The sequence below is a fragment of the Mycobacterium sp. PO1 genome (genome assembly GCF_017312405.1).
Classification (GTDB): Bacteria; Actinomycetota; Actinomycetes; order Mycobacteriales; family Mycobacteriaceae; genus Mycobacterium.
The window spans coordinates 1-16,877 of the sequence record NZ_BLTG01000108.1 but is presented as its reverse complement, the minus strand read 5'-3'; the positions used below and the strand labels follow the sequence as shown (position 1 = coordinate 16,877).

Below are 16,877 nucleotides of genomic sequence, written 5' to 3'. Positions count from 1 at the left end.
GCCGGACAGGTCCGACCCTGCCACTCAGCCGGACAGGTCCGACCCTGCCACTCAGCCGGACAGGTCCGGCCCTGCCACTCAGCCGGACAGGTCCGACCCCAACACTCAGCCGGACGGGTCCGGCAGGGGTTCCCAGTCGCGCGACACCGAACCGGTCCACCGCGGCGGGCGACGCTGCAGGAAGGCCGCCACGCCCTCGCGGGCATCGGCGCTGCCCATCACCCGGTGGTGCAGGGCCGTCTCCATCGCCGCAACCTCGCCGGGCCCGTAACCCTTCGCCATCGTGTCCCAGAGCAGTCGCTTGCTCAGCGCCACCGACATCGGGGCGGTGTTGGCCGCGATGTCGGCGGCCATCGTCATCGCGACGTCGAGCACATCCCCCGCGGCCGCGACACGGGAGGCGATTCCCAGCGCGGCGGCCTCGGCACCGTCGAAGGTCCGGCCGGTCAGCAGCAGTTCGGCGGCGACGGCGCCGCCGGCCAGCGCCGGCAGCGTCCAGTGCGAGGCACAGTCCGGAATCACACCTCGCCGCACCTGTGCCACCGCGTATTTCGCGTCGCGGGCCATGATGCGCAGATCCGCCTGCAGCGCCATCGTGAGACCGATCCCGATGGCGTGGCCGTTGACGGCAGCGATCACCGGGGTGCGCAATTCGAACGCCGCCGGCGAAATCGGCGACGCACTGAACTGTTCGTCGGGCGAATCGAAAGGACCGGTCGGTTCCGCGAAGTCCGCACCGGCGCAAAATGCCTCTCCCGCCCCGGTGAGCACGATTGCCCGGACCTGGTCGTCGTCGTCACAGCGCCGGTACGCCTCGCCGAGGAGTGCCCCCATCTGGGGGGTGTAGGTGTTGCGGCGTTCGGGCCGGTTCAGCGTCAGCACCGCCACTCCGGCCCGGATCGCGACGGCGAGATCGGTCATGCGGTGAACTTACCGGGCGGCGCCTGTGCTCATCGCACGATCACCGCCGCGCCAGCCAGTTTGCTTGGCGCCGCACGAATTCGGCGTCGACGACCGCCCCGTGGCCGGGCACGTACGCCGCCGACGGGCCACCCGCGGCGAGCACACGGTCCAGCGTCGCCGGCCACGCCTGCAGGTCGGAATCGTGGTCGACGCAGGGTTCCCCGGACTCCTCGACCAGGTCGCCGCAGAACACCACCGGCCGGTCGATGTCGGAGACCAGCACGATCAGGTCGTGGTCGGTGTGGCCACGCCCCGGATGGCTGATCCTCACGGTCACGTCGCCGAGGTCGAGCACCGCATGGGCGACGGCCGGACCGATCGGCACGGACGCTGCCAGAGCGCGATCCACCTCAGCAGCGTCGGCACCGTGGCTCAGCGCCTCCGCGCGCACCTGCGCGCTGCCGGTGTCCAGCGCCGCAATGACCGCCGGTGCGCAATACGTCTGGGCAGCGGCGAACACCGAATGACCGAGGATGTGGTCGAAGTGATGATGGGTCAGTACCAGGTGGCCGACGTCTCGCCCGGTGAGCAGGCGGACGTCGTCAGCGACCGCCCGCGCCTCGCGCAGCGTGGTGCCGGTGTCGATCAGCACCACTGCCGCGGGAGTGGCGACCAGCCCCACCGTGACATCGCAGAACGGCAGCCGGCAACGGCGCGCATGGGTGCTGACCTGCTCCCATGTCCAGTTCAGCGCTGCCTCGCCCATACTGCAGAAGTTACTCGGAACACCGGGTTTGTCCGCCGGTGCGCCGGGGAACACAGCCGCCATGTTGATCCGACGTGTCGCGCGCCCCATGCTCTCCGCCGTGTTCATCTCCCGCGGGGTGGAATCCCTGCGGAGCCCCAAACCCGCAGCGGACGCCACCCGGCAGACCCTCGACGGCTTGTCCAAGCTGCCCGACCCGGTAGGCACCAACGTGCCCTCCGATGCCGAGACGGTGGCCAAGGTCAATGCCGCAGTGCAGATCGGCGGCGGCCTGCTGTTGGCGACCGGGAAGTTCCCCCGCATCGCGTCGATCGCTCTCGCTGCCAGTGTGGTGCCCGGTTCCCTTGGTGGAAACGCCTTTTGGAACCAGTCCGATCCTCAGCGCAAGAGCGAGGAGCGCAAAGCGTTCATCACTGACATCAGCTTGCTGGGCGGGCTGATCATCGCCGCGGTCGACACCGAAGGCAAACCGTCACTGGGGTGGCGCGGCCGCCGTGCGGCGCACAAGGTTTCGGAAGCGGTCTCGGCGGCGTTGCCGGTCGGGGCGGCCGCCGGTTCGTCGCTGTCGGACAGTGAGTTCGCCGACAAGCTCGGTCATGGACTGCACGTCGGCGCCGAGCGGGGACGTGAACTGGCCCATCTCGCCCGCGAACGCGGTGAGGAGTGGGCAGAGGTCGCCCAGAAGCGCGGTGAGGAGTGGGCCGAGGTCGCCCAGAAGCGCGGCGGCGAGTGGGCCGAGATCGCGCAGAAGCGCGGCGGCGAATTCGCCGACGTCGCCCGCGAACGCGGCGAAGGGTGGGCCGAACTGGCCCGCCACCGCGGGACCGAGCTGGCCGGAACGGCGCTCGACCGGGCTCCGGACCTCGCCGACACCGCACGGGGACGCGGACACGAGCTGGCCGGACAGGCCCGCGGGCGTGCCGCCAAACTCACCAAGGCCGCCGAGAAGCAGGCCAAGGTCGCCGAGAAGCACGCGAAGGCCGCTCGCAAGGAAGCCAGGAAACAGCGCCGCAAGCTCTGAAAACGTTTCCCTACGTCACATTCGCTCGGTACCGTGAGGTCGCATCGCTGACCTCTGGAGAAAGAGCGGATCCATGACGAGCGACTACCCGCCTCAGCCCGGCCAGTACGGATACCCCGGGTCTTATCCCCCGCCGGGCGGCAACACCAAGCCCGGCGGGTTGGGAGTGCGCTTCGCCGCGCGCTTCATCGACGGCATCATCGTGGGGATCATCGGATTCGTCCTCGCGTTCGCCGTCGACGCCACCTCCAACGTCTGGATCACCGGCCTGTTCACCGGCCTGTTGACGTTCATCTACTACGTGGCTCTGGAAGTGACGCAGGGGTGGACCTTGGGCAAGAAATTGCTCGGTCTGAGCGTGCACGGACCGTCTGGCGCGCCGAAGCCGACCGTAGCTCAGTCGGCCATCCGGAACTCATGGACGCTGCTGCCGATCATTCCCTTCGTCGGCGGCCTGCTCGGAATCGTCGCGATCATCGTCATCGCGGTGACGATCAACGGCAGCCCGACCAAGCAGGGCAAGCACGACGAACTGGCCGGCGGCACGCAGGTCGTCAAGAGCTGAGAAGTCTCACCCCATCGGCGCGTAGCTGTAGTCGATCGCCTCGCCGTCGACGGCGGTGACCGTCAGCCGCAACGTCGCCGTGGTCGAGGCGTCCGCGACGGTGCAGTCGACGGTGTTGCCGGGCCGGCCTTCGAGGTGGCCGGCGCAGGTGGCCGAGTTCGGCCGCGCCCCGACGTGTGCGGCCAGGTCGTCCAGCAGTGAGTTCTCCAGCTCGGTGCGCGTCAGGATCGGGACCAGGTCGAAGTTCATCATCAACCCGTCGACGCTGGTGACCTCGGCCGTGCGCGGCAGGGTCAGCCCTGCGGTGGTGATGTCGCATCGGGAGATGGCACCGATCTGGCCGTGCAGATCCGCCAGGCACACCACCGACGTCGGCGCTGCTGCTCCGGCGTCGTCGAGCAGACGGACCACCGCGCGTTCCAACTGCTCGCGTGACAACGCGGGCGTCATCTCGTAATCGATGGTGGCGCCATCGACGGCGGTGACGGTCACGATCGGCTGGAAACTGTTCGTCGGACTCATCACGACGTCGCAGCGTGAGGTCTGGCCCACCTCGCCGACCAGATCCGCGCGGCAGGTCACCTCCTGCGGCTGCTCGCCTGCGCTCGCCAGCTGCGCGGCGATGTCGTTCTGCAGGTCTGCGCTGGTCACGGTCGGGGCGCGGGAGGCGTCCTGCACACTGCACCCCGCGGCGACCACCGCGCTTGCTGTCAGCGCCGTCAACGTGGCGATCAGCGTCCTCATCAGCTGCCCCGTCACGACTAGGAAGTTTGCACCGGGGACCCTAGCAGACCTGTCCGCCGGGCAGTGGTTGACTGCTCTGGTGACGAGAGAACCCTCGCTGGCCCGCCGCCTGTTCGACCGAGTCGAACCCGTCCACGCCGTCACCTACTTCGCCCCCGAAGCGCGCACCACCTTCGACCGGTTGGGGATGCGAGGCTTCTGGATGGGCTACTTCGCGGCCCGTTCGGCACCACTGGGCAGGGTGCCCGCCGAGATCGTGACCGCCGCCTTCTACAACTTCACCCCGGAGCGGGTCGCCAAGTCGCTGTCGGGAGCGTGGTCGGTGATCTCACCCTCCGATGCGCTGCGGGCCCGGGAACAGTCGGCGGCCGCGGCGTTGCGCCGGTGCGGCGTGGACGACGACGAGGCTGGTGTCGCGGCCGAACTGGCGATGAAAGCGGCGACCGGGGCCGAGGTCGGCGGACGCACGTTGTACGCCGCCAACCGGGCACTCGAGTGGCCGCAGGATCCGGTCGCGCGGCTGTGGCAGGCCACGACGCTGCTGCGCGAGCACCGCGGTGACGGCCACGTCGCCGTGCTGACCTCGCTGGGTGTGTCGGGCCGCGAATGCAACGTGCTGCACGCGGCGGCGGAACGCGTGCCGGAGGAGATGATCAAGCGCAGCCGCGACTACGACGACGCGCAGTGGGAGCTGCATCGTGAGGCGCTGCGGAAGCGAGGACTGCTCGACACCGCCGGCGTGCTCACCGAGGCCGGCCGTGAACTCAAGCAGCACCTCGAAGACACCACCGACGCGCTGGCGCTGCCGGCCTTGGCAGCTTTGGACGACAGCGAGGTCGAGGAGCTGTTCCGCACCCTGACACCGATCACGAGGAAGGTGGTGGCCGCCGGGGACATCCCCGCTGCGACGCCGATGGGGCTGAGCCGCGCCGACCTCGACGACGACAGCGCCCACCTGGGCTGAGCCACGTCAGCGGGGCGCGTACATGATCAGGCCCACCCCGACGAGTGCCACCACGGCGCCGATGAGGTCCCATCGGTCGGGCCGGAATCCGTCGGCGACGACGCCCCACAGCAGGGAGCCGGCGACGAACACCCCGCCGTAGGCGGCCAGCACGCGGCCGAAATGCGGATCAGGCTGGAACGCGGCCACGAAGCCGTAGGCACCGAGTGCAAGCACACCGGCACCGACCCACAGCAGCCCGCGCTGTTCGCGCACGCCCTGCCACACCAACCACGCTCCGCCGATCTCGAGGATGGCGGCAAGGACGAACAACAGGACCGATCTGATCACCACCGCTCCACCCTGTCGCGAGCGCGCCACAAATGCCCGATCCGTTGCGCGTGTCGTGCGGGGACATGCGCGGTTGCGGGGAGTCAGCGGGGTACGTCCGGCGCCGATTCACCCCGCTCGCCAGCTGGACTCACCGGTTGGCCAGCGAAAACCCCTGCCAGGCCCGTCGCCGTTCGGCATGCGGATCGAACTCGATGCGGCGCTTGTGATCGAGTACCAGTACGGCGCGCTCGTGACGGTCGTAGAGCGGCCAGTCGTCGCCCGGAACTCCGTGCCGGGCGAACGCCAACCAACGCCGCTGGATGTCGTCGCTGACCCGACGGGCGGCGCGCGAGTCGACCCCGGCGGCCAGCCACCTGCCGAACCGGGAGCGGTACACGTCGAACACCGCCAGCAGCTCGGTGGCGTGGGTGGCACCGAAACCGGACCAGCGCAGCGCCCGCGTGGCGTAGTCGTAGCGGTACACGAAGGTCGGGGCGTGCCGGCTGTGGGCATGGGCTATCTGCCACACCGCCGCTCCGAAGATCAGGTCGCCGCCGAGCTGCACGCAGACCGACGGGTCCGGGTAACCGGGGTAGGCGGCGAGGATGCGTTCGCGCTCGACCGGATCGGCCTGCGCCAGCAGCCGCTCGATGGCGACTTCGTTGGTGGGCAGCAGCTTCAGGAATTTGGTGAACAGCCGGCCCTCGTCGGCGTTGGTCCCGACGATCAACGGCACCCGGTGGGCGTCTCCGTCGGCCATCGCCATGACCGGCTCCTTCGGCAAGAAGTCGGTGCCGTAGGCCGGTCCGATCGCGAAGGCGCCCAGCATGTCCCGCTGCCCTTCGAGGATCAGCCGCTGTAGCGCGTCGACGAGTTCGGCCGGACGGGCGGCGCGCAGCGCCGCAGCGGCGTCGCGCTCGCCGACTCCGAGCTGCGCGGCGAAGCGGCCGGCGAATTCCGCGGCCACGTCGGCGTCGCGGGTCATGCCCGTGGTGGGACTCTGCGAGATCGCCTGGGTGAACAGACCCTCGGCGGCGGGGGTGGCCAGCAAGGTCGCCACCGCGTGCGCGCCGGCGCTCTCGCCGAAGATCGTGACGTTGTCGGGGTCGCCACCGAACGCCTCGATGTTGTCCTGCACCCAGCGCAGCGCAGCCACCAGATCACGCAGGAACAAGTTGTCGTCGATCGTGATGTCGTCGGTTGACAGCGACGACAGCTCCAGGCACCCCAGGGCGCCGAGTCGGTAATTCACCGACACGTACACGCAGCCCTTGCGCGCCAGCGAGGCACCGTCGTAGATGGGTGTCGCCGAACTGCCGAGCATGTAGCCGCCCCCGTGGACGAAGACTTTGACGGGCAGCGGGCCGCCGGCCTGGTCCGCGGGGGTGGTGACGTTGAGGGTCAGGCAGTCCTCGCTCATCGGCTGGTATTTGCCGGGCGCCAGAATGGTGTACATCCGCTGCTGCGGCGAGCAATGCCCGAAACCGTGGCAGTGCCGTACCCCCGACCACGGCTGCACCGGTTGGGGCGCCCGGTAGCGCAGATCGCCCACCGGCGGGCGCGCGTACGGGATCGATCTCCAGCGGTGGACGCCGTCTCGGGTGAAGCCTTCCACGGCGCCCGAGGCGGTTCTCACCGTGACGATGTGCTCATGCATTCATTCGACGGTAGCGAACTGCGGCCCGCCCCGCCTCGCCTTCAGCGCCGTGTCGGACCGCTAGCCTGGCGCAATGCGCATAGCAGGACTGATCGCGATCGGCGTGTTGGTGGCCGGTTGCTCGCAGTCGGTGGGTGGCGAGGCCGAGCCGTCGGGCGCCCCGCCCGCAGCGTCGTCGTCGCAGGCCTCGCCGACCGGGGCAGCACCGTCGACGACGCGCCCGCCGGCCGCTGCGCCCCCGCCGGGCGCCCCGGTCGGCGACGTCATCGAATGGATCGAAGAGGCCGACCCCGTCGACCCGGCCGGACACCACGTCGCCTTCCGCGACGGCGTGACCACGCAACTCGGTGACGACATCGCGTTCACCGCGCCGTCCGGATCGCCGCACGACTCGACGCAGTGCATCACCGATGTCCAGTACGACGCCGACGCGTTGATCTGTTTGGCCGACCTCGACTCCCCCACCCCTCGACCGGACGGCGCCGAGGGCATGTGGAAACCGGGCTGGATCGAGTACACCGGCACCGCGATGCAGGTCGGGGCGCTGCACGGCGATCCCGGCCCGTTCATCAACGGCATCGGCCCCGAATTGCCGGCCGGTCGCACACTCGCGTTCGGCGACTTCCGCTGCCGCAGCGATGGCACCGGATTGGCCTGTGTGAACTACGCGCACCGTTCGGCCGCGTGGATCAGCGCGGCGGGCGTGGTGCCCTACGGCTGCCTGCAGCCGGCCGCCGCACCCCCCGGCGTCGGGAAGATGTTCAGCTGCTGAGGGCCTATCCGCGGGTGTCGCGGGCCTTCGCCCGGGCCCGACCCGGGTAGATCTGCGTCATACCGATCGCGCCGACGATCACCACCACCGGGATCACCGCCTTGGTCCAGTGCACCGTCGACGGCGACGTGGCCGCCACATAGCCCAACACCGCGATCAACGCGAAGACCAGCGCCCACATCAGGGTGAGCACCTGGTTGGTTCGCCGGAACGCGGTCTCTTCCCACTCCTGGCGCCCGGCCTCGGGTGGGGCGTACTGCGCGGTGAACGGTTCGAAGGCCAGCGACACAAGTGCCATCGCGGCCAGCACACCGCTGGACAGGGTGGTGGCGTAGGTGTCCATCCAGTCCCGGTCGGCCGACCCGAGGATCAGGCCGACGATGGTGACGCCGGAGAAGAACACAACGGTCACGACGTCGAGCAACCGCACACCGGCGAATCCCGCCGACACCCGAGCAGCACGGTGGCGAGCACCGCGCAGACAGCGCCGAACATCCAGGTGCTGGGGCCGTCGGCGACGAGCCAGTAGATGATCCACGGGACGAACCCGACGAAGGGGCTGCGCTCGAACCATTCGTCCACGCCCCACCAATACCTGTCGCGGAGCGCTCAGGCCAGGCGAATGCGTCGTTTGATCAGCCCAGCCGGAATGTTCCGGTGACCAGTTCCGGGGTCACCGACACCCCGTTGATGGTGGCCTTCGGCGCGCCGTCCTCGAACTCGATCGGGTCCGCCGGCCGCAGAGTGCGGCTGGGCCTGATGTCGTTGCGCACGTCGAAATCGCTGAACTCGTCGAGGTTGAACGGATCGAAGTTGCGCCGGTCCTCGGCGAACCCACTGAACCGCACACCGGTGGCCGAGCCGTCCGGACGCACCACCCAGGAGTCCCGGACACCGTCGACCTCGGCGGTGTACATGCCGGCCAGACCCGACACCTGGTCGGCGGTGAAGTCGTAGGCGACGCCGTTCATCGTGAGCTCACCGGTGGCCACCGCGCCGTCGAAGCTCGCAGCGAGGGTGTCCCGGAACTTCGACGTGATCTCGGTGTCACCCGCGGTCTGGGTGCCGAAGAACCAGGCCTCGTCGTCGACGCCGTTACAGGCGTACGCCGCAACCGAATCGCCGTCGATACTGAGCCCGATCGTCATCGTCTTGCCGTCGGCCGCCGCCACGTCGGCCATGTAGCGGGCGGACTCGGGTACCTCCGAGACGGCCGAGGTCTGCGAGCCCGGCTGCGCCTCGGTCGACGATGGCGCCGAGGAGTTGCCGGAGCACGCGGTCAGCATGCCGAACGCCGCGAGCGCGCTGACTCCTGCCACCAGGGTATGGGCGTGTTTTCTCATGTGAGCAGCATGAACGCCCTTCTCTGGCGCCGCATGAAGATTAGGTGGAGATTGCGTGGAGAAGTCCTGCGCTCACCGCTCAGTCGCGAGGAAAGCGCCCACCTCGTCGCAGAACACCCGCCAGCCCGGTTCAGTGGCGGTCAACAGGTGATTGTTGCTCGCCACGGCCACCAGCCGGGAATCCGGGATCAGCGCGGCCAGCTCCTCGCCGTAACGCATCGGAACGCGGTGATCGTTGCGGGAATGCAGAATCAACGTCGGGCACCGTATGTGCCCGGCCTGCTCGCGAACATCGATGTGGGCGAACTCCTGCAGGAACCGAACCGCGTTCTCCGGCGAGGTGGTGCGCCGTTGCAGTTGATCGAAAGCATCCCAGTCCGACCGGGTGCCGTCGGGCAGGAACTGCGCGGCGAACACCTGGCGAAACGCTGGGTCGTCGCGACCCCAGCCCACCCGGGCCAGATCCAGATCCAGTGCGGCGGCACGCTTTTCGTCCTCGCTCTGGGCTCGCACCGCACGGCCCCTGGCATAGGCTCCGCACAACACCAGCCTGGTGACCTGCTCCGGGTGCCGGGCCGCGTAGGCCACCGCAACCGCGCCGCCCTGAGACACCCCGAGCAGCGGAAAACGCTCCAGGCCCACCGCATCGACCACAAACTCCAGGTCCGCGACCCAGTCGTCGAAAGTGAAATCCTCCGCGTCCCAATCGGACAGGCCGCAACCTCGCTCGTCGTAGCGGATGAACGTGTGGTGCGCCGACATGTCCCGCACCCAGTGCCGCCAGACCGGGCTCTCGACGTCGTAGCCGAGATGCGTCATCCAGTTCGCTGCCCGCACCAACGGTGGCCCGTCCCCGGTCACCGCGTACGCCAGCCGGATTCCGTCACCGGCCCGGCAGAACGCGATGTGCTGGCGGGGAACACCCGGTTCGGGTTCCTGCTCGGGCTCGCCGTCCGAGTCGCGGTGTGCGCGCAACGCGCCGACGAACTGGTAGCCCCGCCCCCGGACGGTGCGGATGTAGCGCTGGGATTCGCCGTCGTCGCCCAACGCACGGCGCACCGCTTTGATTCGGCTGGTCAGCGCGGCCTCACCGACGAACCGGCCACCCCACACCGCGTCGAACAATTCCTCTTTGGTCACGCAGCGGTCGTGGTTGCTGAGTAACTGAGCCAGGACGTCGAACACCTGTGGTTCCACGCGCACGACGTCCTCGCCACACTTGAGTTCGTAGCGAGCCGTGTCGAGGGTGTAGTCGTCGAAGCGCCACACCCGTGGCGCCGGCGACTCAGCGCTGGACACGCGGTTACAGTACCGCTGGTGGCGCCCGATTGTCGGGCGCGCCGAACCCGCCGGGGTCAGCGCCAGCCGTCAGCGGCTTGGGCCGCCCGCATCACTGCATCGCACAATTGACGTAGCTCGGCCGGGCCCGCACCCTCCTCGATCGCCACCGCCATGTCCTCGGCGGCGCACCTGACCTGATACACCCGGTCGGACAGCAGCGACGCCTCGTCGGCCGAGAGCACCACCGCGTCGGCGGGCACCGACGTCCCTTTGACCATCGCGCGCTGCTCGTAGGCACGCTGCCGGCACGACTGGCGGCAGTACTGTCGCCGCCGACCCATCCCGGTGTCGGCCACCTCCCTGCCGCACCAGCGGCAACTCTGCGGACGGGCGCGCGTCGCGTCACGGGCGGCAGCCGGGGTCACCGAGGTCACCGCACGACTCTAAACCGGGTCATTCGCCGCGGCGCGTATCATCGACGGCCGAGTCGGGAACTCCAGGGGACGTCTACGCGTTGACACTGGGTTCTCGCTTCGCCTGCGAAGCTTGGACCACTAGCGTTCATTGAGGAGTTGACGATGGCTGATCGCGTTTTGAGAGGCAGTCGCCTCGGAGCCGTGAGCTACGAGACCGACCGCAACCACGACCTGGCGCCGCGTCAGGTGGCCCGTTACCGCACCGACAACGGAGAAGAATTCGACGTCCCGTTCGCCGACGACGCCGAGATCCCCGGCACCTGGCTGTGCCGCAACGGCATGGAAGGCACCCTGATCGAGGGTGACGTTCCCGAGCCGAAGAAGGTCAAGCCGCCCAGGACGCACTGGGACATGCTGCTGGAGCGCCGCTCGATCGAGGAGCTCGAAGAGCTGCTCAAGGAGCGGATGGACCTGATCAAGACCCGCCGCCGCGGCAGCTGAACCTCATCGTGCGGTGCCGCGCGCCCGGTCGATCCGGGCGCGCAGGCCCCACTCGGCGACCTTGACGATCGCCTCGCGGATCGTCGACCCGTCCATCTTGGACACGCCGTGCTCGCGTTCGGTGAACGTGATCGGAACCTCGGTGACGGTGAACCCGGCGTTGATGCTGCGCCACGTCAGATCGACCTGGAAGCCGTAACCCTTGGTGTCGATGGCAGCGAGGTCGATCTTCTCCAGCACTTCGCGGCGGTAGGCGCGGTATCCGGCGGTGATGTCGTGGATGTCCACCCCGAGCAGGATGCGTGAGTATCCGTTGGCGGTCCGGGACAGCACCAGCCGCCGGCGGGGCCAGTTCACCACTTCGCCGCCGGGAACATAGCGCGACCCGATCACCACGTCGGCGCCGTCATCGACGGCGTCCAGCAGGCGGTGCAGCTGCTCGGGCGGGTGACTGCCGTCGGCATCCATCTCCACCAGCACGGTGTACTGCCGAGCCAGCCCCCACGCGAAACCCGCCAGATAGGCCGCGCCGAGGCCCTCCTTGGCGGTTCGGTGCATGACGTGGACGCGGTCCGGGTCGGCCATCGCGAGTTCGTCGGCCAGCGCGCCGGTCCCGTCCGGGCTGCCGTCATCGACGATCAACAGGTGCACATCGGGCTGCGCGGCATGCAGCCGCTCGACGATCAGCGGAAGATTCAGCCGCTCGTTGTAGGTCGGAACGATCACCAGAGTCCGCGCACTGGGCTTCTCGACCGGCCCTCCTGTGCTGCCCCCCGGCTGCGTGGCTCTGTCACCGGGCATGCCACCGGGGACACTCATGAGGCTCCTTTGTCGTTGTCGGTCGTCACTCGCCGCCGCCGCAAACGTGCCGGCGAGGATGAACCATTGTGCAGTATCGCCCCCAGAACTCCCGAAACGCCGAGGGCGACCAGCACCGCCTCGACGTAGGGGCCGTACCGGGTGGCCGGCGTCAGCGCGGTGTTGAGACGGATCTGCTGGACCAGGGTGGCGGGCTCGAAGAACTCGGTGCGGGCGAGCTCACGGCCGTCCGGAGCGATGACCGCGCTGATGCCGGTGGTTCCGGCCACGACGACGTAGCGGTCGTGCTCGACGGCGCGCAGCCGGCCGAAGGCCAGCTGCTGTTCGCTCATCGCCTGGTCGAACGTCGCGTTGTTGGTCGGGACCGCCAGCACCTGGGCACCGCTGCGCACCGCCTCGCGGGGCGCGCGGTCGAAGATGACCTCCCAGCAGGTGGTCACTCCGACGGGCACCCCGGCGGCCTGCACGACTCCGTCGCCGTGTCCGGGCACGAAATAGCCGGCCCGGTCGGCATACGGCGAGAGCTTGCTGAAGAAGCTACGCCAGGGCAGGTATTCGCCGAACGGTTGCACGATCTGCTTGTCGTGCCGGTCCGCCGGTCCGGTCTCGGGGTTCCACACGAGGACCGTGTTGTTCGACACCGGGTTGGTCGGGCTGTAGCCGTCGGCGGCGACCACGCCGCCGACCAGGATCGGCGCGTCGATGGCGTCGGCCGCCCGGGAGATCAGCTGCGCAGCGTCGGCGTTGGCCAGCGGATCGATGTCGGAGGAGTTCTCCGGCCAGATGACGAACATCGGCTGCGGGACCTGCCCGGCCCGCACCTGTTCGGCCAGTCGCAACGTCTCGGCGACGTGGTTGTCGAGCACCGCGCGGCGTTGGGCGTTGAAGTCGAGCCCCAGCCGCGGCACATTGCCCTGCACCGCCGCGACCGTGACCGGCGCGTTGTCGCCGGCCCCCGCGCCGGCCTTTCTTACGGTCGGCCACGCCAGTGCCGCCGACAGGAAAACCAGCGCGATGCAGATTCCCGGGATCAGGACCGCCGGCGCGGCGGCGGCTCGGGACACGGCGTCGCGCCGCCACCAGTCGATGATCTCCAGCGTCAGGGCAGCCACGCCGAAGCCCAGCAGCGCGACCGCGAAGGAGACCAACGGCGCACCGCCCACGTAGGCCAAGGACAGCAGCGGACTCTCGGTCTGCGAGTAGCCGACGACACCCCACGGAAACCCACCGAACGGCACGGTCGACTTCAGCCACTCCTGCGCCGACCACAGCCCGGCGAACCACACGGGCCATCCGGGCAGCCGGCGCACAGCCACCGCCACCGCCCCGAACGCCGCAGGGAACAGCGCTTCGGCGAAGCTGAGGGCCAGCCACGGCACGGCCCCCACCAGCCCGCTGATCCAGGGCAGCAACGGCAGGTAGAAGGTCAATCCGAAGAGCAGCCCATAGCCGAAACCGCCGGCCACGGTGGTGCCAGGTCTGGTCAGCACCCATGACAGCAGGGCAAACGCCGCGATCGCGGCGTACCACCAGCCCAGCGGCGGGAAGGCTGTGTACAGGGCGATCCCGGCCGCCATCGTGACGGTCAGGGCGGGCATCCGGTCCACGACGGCCGCACCGAAACGCGCGAACCGGGAGCGCCGGCCGTCGGCGTCGGCTTCTGCTGCCTCCGCAGCCACCGGCTCAGCCATGGATGACCACCCCGCGGTGGACCGTCTGCCGACAGCGCGGCAGACGGTCGTCCAGTCTGGGCAGGACGGGCACCCGCGAGCGCGGATCGGTGGACCAGCGCTGGACCGCGTCGGCGGGCGCGGCCACGTCGAACTCGTCGGCCTCCCAGATCGCGTAGGACGCCGGGGCGCCGGGGACCAGCGTCCCGGTGGTGCCGTCGCGCACCCCTCCGGCACGCCACGCGCCGCGTGTGGCGGCCGAGAACGCCGCCCGCGCGGAGATCGCGCTGCCGGCGGTGTGATGCCGGGTCGCCGCGCGGACCGCGGCCCACGGGTTCATCTCGGTCACCGGGCTGTCGGAGCCGAACGCGAGTGGCACGCCTTGGGATGCTAACAGCGCGAAATGATTCATCGGTCGAGCTCGCTCGACGCCGAGACGCTGGGCATACATGCCGGACTCACCGCCCCACAGCGCATCGAAGCCCGGTTGCATGCTCGCGATCACTCCCCAGCTTCCGAGCTTGGCAGCCTGCTCCTCGGTGACCATCTCGACATGTTCGAGCCGGTGCCCACACCGCGCCACCGCCACCGCCCCGTGTTTCGCGACCACGGCGTCGAACGCGTCCACCACCGCGGTGACGGCTGCGTCGCCGATGACATGGAATCCTGCGGTCACGCCCACATCGGTGCAGGCCCCCAAGTGAGCCGTGATGGCCTCGGTGTCGAGGTACCGGTTGCCGGTCGTGCAGTCCGAGTCGGCGTAGGGCTCGTGCAACCAGGCGGTGCGCGACCCGATGGCGCCGTCGACGAACAGGTCACCGGCCAACCCGCGCGCGCCGGTCGTATCGATCAGCGACCTGGCCTCCTCGGCGGTGTTCACGGCCTCGCCCCAGTAGCCGACGACCTCGACGCCGTGTTCGAACGCGCGGAGCTCGTGCCAGTCGTCGAGACCAGCGATGTCCGGACCGGCGCATTCGTGGACCGCGACGATTCCCGCCGCGGCCGCCGCGTCCAGCGCGGCACGACGCGCCGCGGCGCGCTGGTCGGGGGTGAGACCCGCTCGGGCCGCGGCGCGGACCCGGTGGTGGGCGTCGGCGGTCAGCGGTTCCCCGTCGGCGATGCCGGCGGTGCGCCGGAGCGCGCTCGAGGCGACCGCGGAGTGGACGTCGATGCGGGACAGGTAGGCGAGCCGGCCGCCCACCACGGCGTCCACGTCGGCGGTGGTCGGTGCGGCACGTTCGGGCCAGCGGGTCTCGTCCCAGCCGTGCGCCCAGATCGCGCCGTCGGTGTGGGTGCGGGCGAAGTCGGTGAGAAGGTCGAGGCAGTGCCGCAGTGAGGTGGCCTGCCGCAGGTCCAGACCGGTGCGGGTGAGCCCGGTGGCGGTGACGTGGACGTGGCTGTCGACGAAGGCCGGGGCGACGAACGACCCATCGAGGTCGACGACGGTCGCGTCCGGAAATTGCGCCTGCCCGACGTCGTCGCTGCCGAGCCAGGCGACCAGACCGTCACGGACCGCCATCGCCGTGGCGTCAGGCATGGCGGGGCTGTGCACGCGCCCGTTGAGCAGCAGGGTTGTTGTCATGGGGTGAAGGGAGTGTGGCGCAGTGGCGCGAAAGTCAGTCGGTGAGCCGGCGCTGCTCGTTGCCTGGGCGGTACTCGTCGACTGTGGAATCGACGTCACTGGCGCCGTAGGTGACGTCGTCGCTGACGTCGAGGACCTCACCGTCGATGTAGTCCGTGCGCCGCGGTGCGCGGCCGGCGGCAGCGCCGCCGACGGTGCTGATACCGACGATCAGCGGCGCCCGCTTGGCGGCCAGCGCGGTCACCACGGGACGTGCGGCGGCGCGAGTCGGGGGCAGCAACAGCAGGGCCCCGAGCGCGGAGCTGGCCAGACCGGGAATCACGACGAGCACGGTACCCAGCGCGACGAGCGCACTGTCGGTCACCGTCCCGGCAGCGTTGGCGGCGGTCAGGCCGGACCGCAGTCTGCGCAGGTGGCGGCGCAGCTGAGACCCGGCCAGCGCCAATCCCAGGACGAACGCACCGGCGAGGGCGAGCACCGTCCAGCCGAAACCGATCGTCGAGACGAGCGCGACCAGCACGGCCAACTCAACGACCGCGTAGAGCAGGAACAGCCTCATCGCCATGGTGTGTCAACGCGCGGCCGCGCGCCCGGGTTCCAGCGGCGGCTAAGAATCGGCTGTGACCGCCTGCACCTCGATGGCGGCGTGCACCTTGTCGATTCCGCCGCGCAACAGCGCCTGCGGGATGAAATACCAGGCGTGGTTCCAGTACCGCCTGATGACCATGTTGAACACCCGTCGCGTCTCGGATTTCGGCAGCATCCGCGCGACGGCCTCCACCGGTTCACCCTTGACCTTGCCGAGGACACCGCATTTCTGGATCAGCACGCGGGGGGTGTTGTTGATCCTCTTGGTCTTCCACGAGCCGTCGTCGGTGATGATCAACAGCTTGTCCCCGTCGGGTACCCCCCACACGGGCGTCGGCTTGGGCCGGCCGTCCTTGGTGAACGTCGTCAGCAGCAGGTACTTCTCGCGGTAGACGTCGGCGAACGTCGGGGACGCCACGGGTTGTTCGGCCATCATGCCGCCTTGATCTCGATGGCGACGTTGTTCTTCATGCCGCCACGCAGCTTGGAGAAGAAGTTGAACGTCTTGCCGAGCAGACCGTAGCGCTCGCCGATCGCGTCGTAGGCATCGCCGGCACGGGCCGGGTCGACCTGCGCGACCGCCTCGACGGCTTCCCCGAGTGGCTTCCCGCGGCGGTCACATTTGGCGATGGTGACACGAGAGGTGTTGCGGATCCGCTTGACCTTCCAGGACTTGCCCTGGGTGATCGCGATGAGACCGTCCCCGTCGGGCGCCGCCCAGATCGGTGTCGGCTTCGGACGGCCGTCGTTGGTGAAGGTCGTCAGCAGGATGTACTCGGATCCGGCGATGTCGGAGAAGGTCGGGGCCATGCCGACAATCTAGCCGCGCCGGTCTCACCGCGAACTCATGCGGCGTCGAAGTTGGCGGGGTCGAGCGCCATGGGGTCGACGATCCGGCACCGGCCTCACGGTGACCTTATGCGGCGTTGAAGGTGATGAGGTCGATGCTCAGGCCGTCTTCGATGATGCTGCG

21 protein-coding genes are annotated in these 16,877 nt (G+C 69.4%); 5 read left to right on the top strand and 16 right to left on the bottom strand.

Annotated elements, in window-relative coordinates; translation table 11 throughout:
• Positions 1-105: 105 nt before the first annotated feature.
• Both J3476_RS25750 and J3476_RS25745 read right to left on the bottom strand, forming a co-directional pair.
• A complete protein-coding gene (locus J3476_RS25750) occupies positions 106-921 on the bottom strand; it encodes an enoyl-CoA hydratase/isomerase family protein (protein WP_207069126.1) in 816 nt (271 codons plus the stop codon).
• 40 nt (positions 922-961) lie between these two features.
• Positions 962-1,654, bottom strand: coding sequence for an MBL fold metallo-hydrolase (locus tag J3476_RS25745; RefSeq protein WP_207069128.1), 693 nt, complete (start codon positions 1,652-1,654; stop codon positions 962-964).
• Positions 1,655-1,730: 76 nt separating this feature from the next.
• Here J3476_RS25745 and J3476_RS25740 point away from each other — a divergent pair, with 76 nt between their 5' ends.
• Together J3476_RS25740 and J3476_RS25735 are read left to right on the top strand one after the other, a co-directional pair.
• On the top strand, positions 1,731-2,690 hold the full coding sequence (locus tag J3476_RS25740; RefSeq protein WP_207069125.1) for a DoxX family protein: 960 nt from the start codon (positions 1,731-1,733) through the stop codon (positions 2,688-2,690).
• A gap of 73 nt (positions 2,691-2,763) precedes the next feature.
• A complete protein-coding gene (locus tag J3476_RS25735) occupies positions 2,764-3,255 on the top strand; it encodes an RDD family protein (RefSeq protein ID WP_207069124.1) in 492 nt (163 codons plus the stop codon).
• A 6-nt stretch (positions 3,256-3,261) separates the two neighbouring features.
• Here the strand turns inward: J3476_RS25735 and J3476_RS25730 are convergent, their stop codons facing one another.
• Complete coding sequence (locus J3476_RS25730; RefSeq protein ID WP_286183771.1) at positions 3,262-4,014, bottom strand: DUF4333 domain-containing protein; 753 nt, start codon at positions 4,012-4,014, stop codon at positions 3,262-3,264.
• A gap of 64 nt (positions 4,015-4,078) precedes the next feature.
• Between J3476_RS25730 and J3476_RS25725 the strand changes: the two genes are divergently transcribed.
• Positions 4,079-4,963 (top strand): hypothetical protein, encoded by an 885-nt coding sequence (locus tag J3476_RS25725; RefSeq protein ID WP_207069123.1) that lies wholly within the window; start codon positions 4,079-4,081, stop codon positions 4,961-4,963.
• A 6-nt stretch (positions 4,964-4,969) separates the two neighbouring features.
• Here the strand turns inward: J3476_RS25725 and J3476_RS25720 are convergent, their stop codons facing one another.
• A complete protein-coding gene (locus J3476_RS25720) occupies positions 4,970-5,296 on the bottom strand; it encodes a YnfA family protein (protein WP_207069122.1) in 327 nt (108 codons plus the stop codon).
• A 127-nt stretch (positions 5,297-5,423) separates the two neighbouring features.
• Complete coding sequence (locus J3476_RS25715) at positions 5,424-6,932, bottom strand: carboxylesterase/lipase family protein (RefSeq protein WP_207069121.1); 1,509 nt, start codon at positions 6,930-6,932, stop codon at positions 5,424-5,426.
• 73 nt (positions 6,933-7,005) lie between these two features.
• Between J3476_RS25715 and J3476_RS25710 the strand changes: the two genes are divergently transcribed.
• Entirely contained in the window at positions 7,006-7,704 is a 699-nt protein-coding gene (locus J3476_RS25710; RefSeq protein WP_207069120.1) for a hypothetical protein, read from the top strand.
• 4 nt (positions 7,705-7,708) lie between these two features.
• On the opposite strand, the gene J3476_RS25705 is transcribed toward J3476_RS25710, so the two are convergent.
• From J3476_RS25705 to J3476_RS25690, 5 genes are all read right to left on the bottom strand, one after another.
• On the bottom strand, positions 7,709-8,155 hold the full coding sequence (locus tag J3476_RS25705; protein WP_286183768.1) for a hypothetical protein: 447 nt from the start codon (positions 8,153-8,155) through the stop codon (positions 7,709-7,711).
• On the bottom strand, positions 8,113-8,286 hold the full coding sequence (locus tag J3476_RS28100; RefSeq protein WP_286183766.1) for a hypothetical protein: 174 nt from the start codon (positions 8,284-8,286) through the stop codon (positions 8,113-8,115). The genes J3476_RS25705 and J3476_RS28100 overlap by 43 nt, the downstream gene beginning before the upstream one ends.
• Positions 8,287-8,339: 53 nt before the next feature.
• A complete protein-coding gene (locus tag J3476_RS25700; RefSeq protein ID WP_207069119.1) occupies positions 8,340-9,047 on the bottom strand; it encodes a hypothetical protein in 708 nt (235 codons plus the stop codon).
• A 72-nt stretch (positions 9,048-9,119) separates the two neighbouring features.
• Complete coding sequence (locus tag J3476_RS25695; RefSeq protein ID WP_207069118.1) at positions 9,120-10,346, bottom strand: alpha/beta fold hydrolase; 1,227 nt, start codon at positions 10,344-10,346, stop codon at positions 9,120-9,122.
• A gap of 56 nt (positions 10,347-10,402) precedes the next feature.
• Complete coding sequence (locus tag J3476_RS25690) at positions 10,403-10,753, bottom strand: hypothetical protein (RefSeq protein WP_373889119.1); 351 nt, start codon at positions 10,751-10,753, stop codon at positions 10,403-10,405.
• Between the two features lie 153 nt (positions 10,754-10,906).
• Here J3476_RS25690 and rbpA point away from each other — a divergent pair, with 153 nt between their 5' ends.
• Positions 10,907-11,245: an RNA polymerase-binding protein RbpA gene (gene rbpA, locus J3476_RS25685; protein WP_152517515.1), complete on the top strand. Its 339-nt coding sequence runs from the start codon at positions 10,907-10,909 to the stop codon at positions 11,243-11,245.
• 3 nt (positions 11,246-11,248) lie between these two features.
• On the opposite strand, the gene J3476_RS25680 is transcribed toward rbpA, so the two are convergent.
• From J3476_RS25680 to J3476_RS25655, 6 genes are read right to left on the bottom strand one after another with little or no spacing between them, the layout of a single operon-like run.
• Entirely contained in the window at positions 11,249-12,064 is an 816-nt protein-coding gene (locus J3476_RS25680; RefSeq protein ID WP_207069116.1) for a polyprenol monophosphomannose synthase, read from the bottom strand.
• Positions 12,061-13,755 carry an apolipoprotein N-acyltransferase gene (gene lnt / locus J3476_RS25675; RefSeq protein ID WP_207069115.1) on the bottom strand — a complete coding sequence of 565 codons (1,695 nt, stop codon included), beginning with the start codon at positions 13,753-13,755 and terminating at the stop codon, positions 12,061-12,063. Before lnt ends, J3476_RS25680 begins: the two co-directional genes overlap by 4 nt.
• Positions 13,748-15,316 carry an amidohydrolase gene (locus tag J3476_RS25670; protein ID WP_207069114.1) on the bottom strand — a complete coding sequence of 523 codons (1,569 nt, stop codon included), beginning with the start codon at positions 15,314-15,316 and terminating at the stop codon, positions 13,748-13,750. The genes lnt and J3476_RS25670 overlap by 8 nt, the downstream gene beginning before the upstream one ends.
• Positions 15,317-15,350: 34 nt before the next feature.
• Positions 15,351-15,881 carry an FxsA family protein gene (locus J3476_RS25665; RefSeq protein ID WP_207069113.1) on the bottom strand — a complete coding sequence of 177 codons (531 nt, stop codon included), beginning with the start codon at positions 15,879-15,881 and terminating at the stop codon, positions 15,351-15,353.
• Between the two features lie 42 nt (positions 15,882-15,923).
• Positions 15,924-16,337: a PPOX class F420-dependent oxidoreductase gene (locus J3476_RS25660; protein ID WP_207069112.1), complete on the bottom strand. Its 414-nt coding sequence runs from the start codon at positions 16,335-16,337 to the stop codon at positions 15,924-15,926.
• Positions 16,337-16,714 carry a PPOX class F420-dependent oxidoreductase gene (locus J3476_RS25655; RefSeq protein WP_207069111.1) on the bottom strand — a complete coding sequence of 126 codons (378 nt, stop codon included), beginning with the start codon at positions 16,712-16,714 and terminating at the stop codon, positions 16,337-16,339. The genes J3476_RS25660 and J3476_RS25655 overlap by 1 nt, the downstream gene beginning before the upstream one ends.
• Positions 16,715-16,877 lie beyond the last annotated feature (163 nt).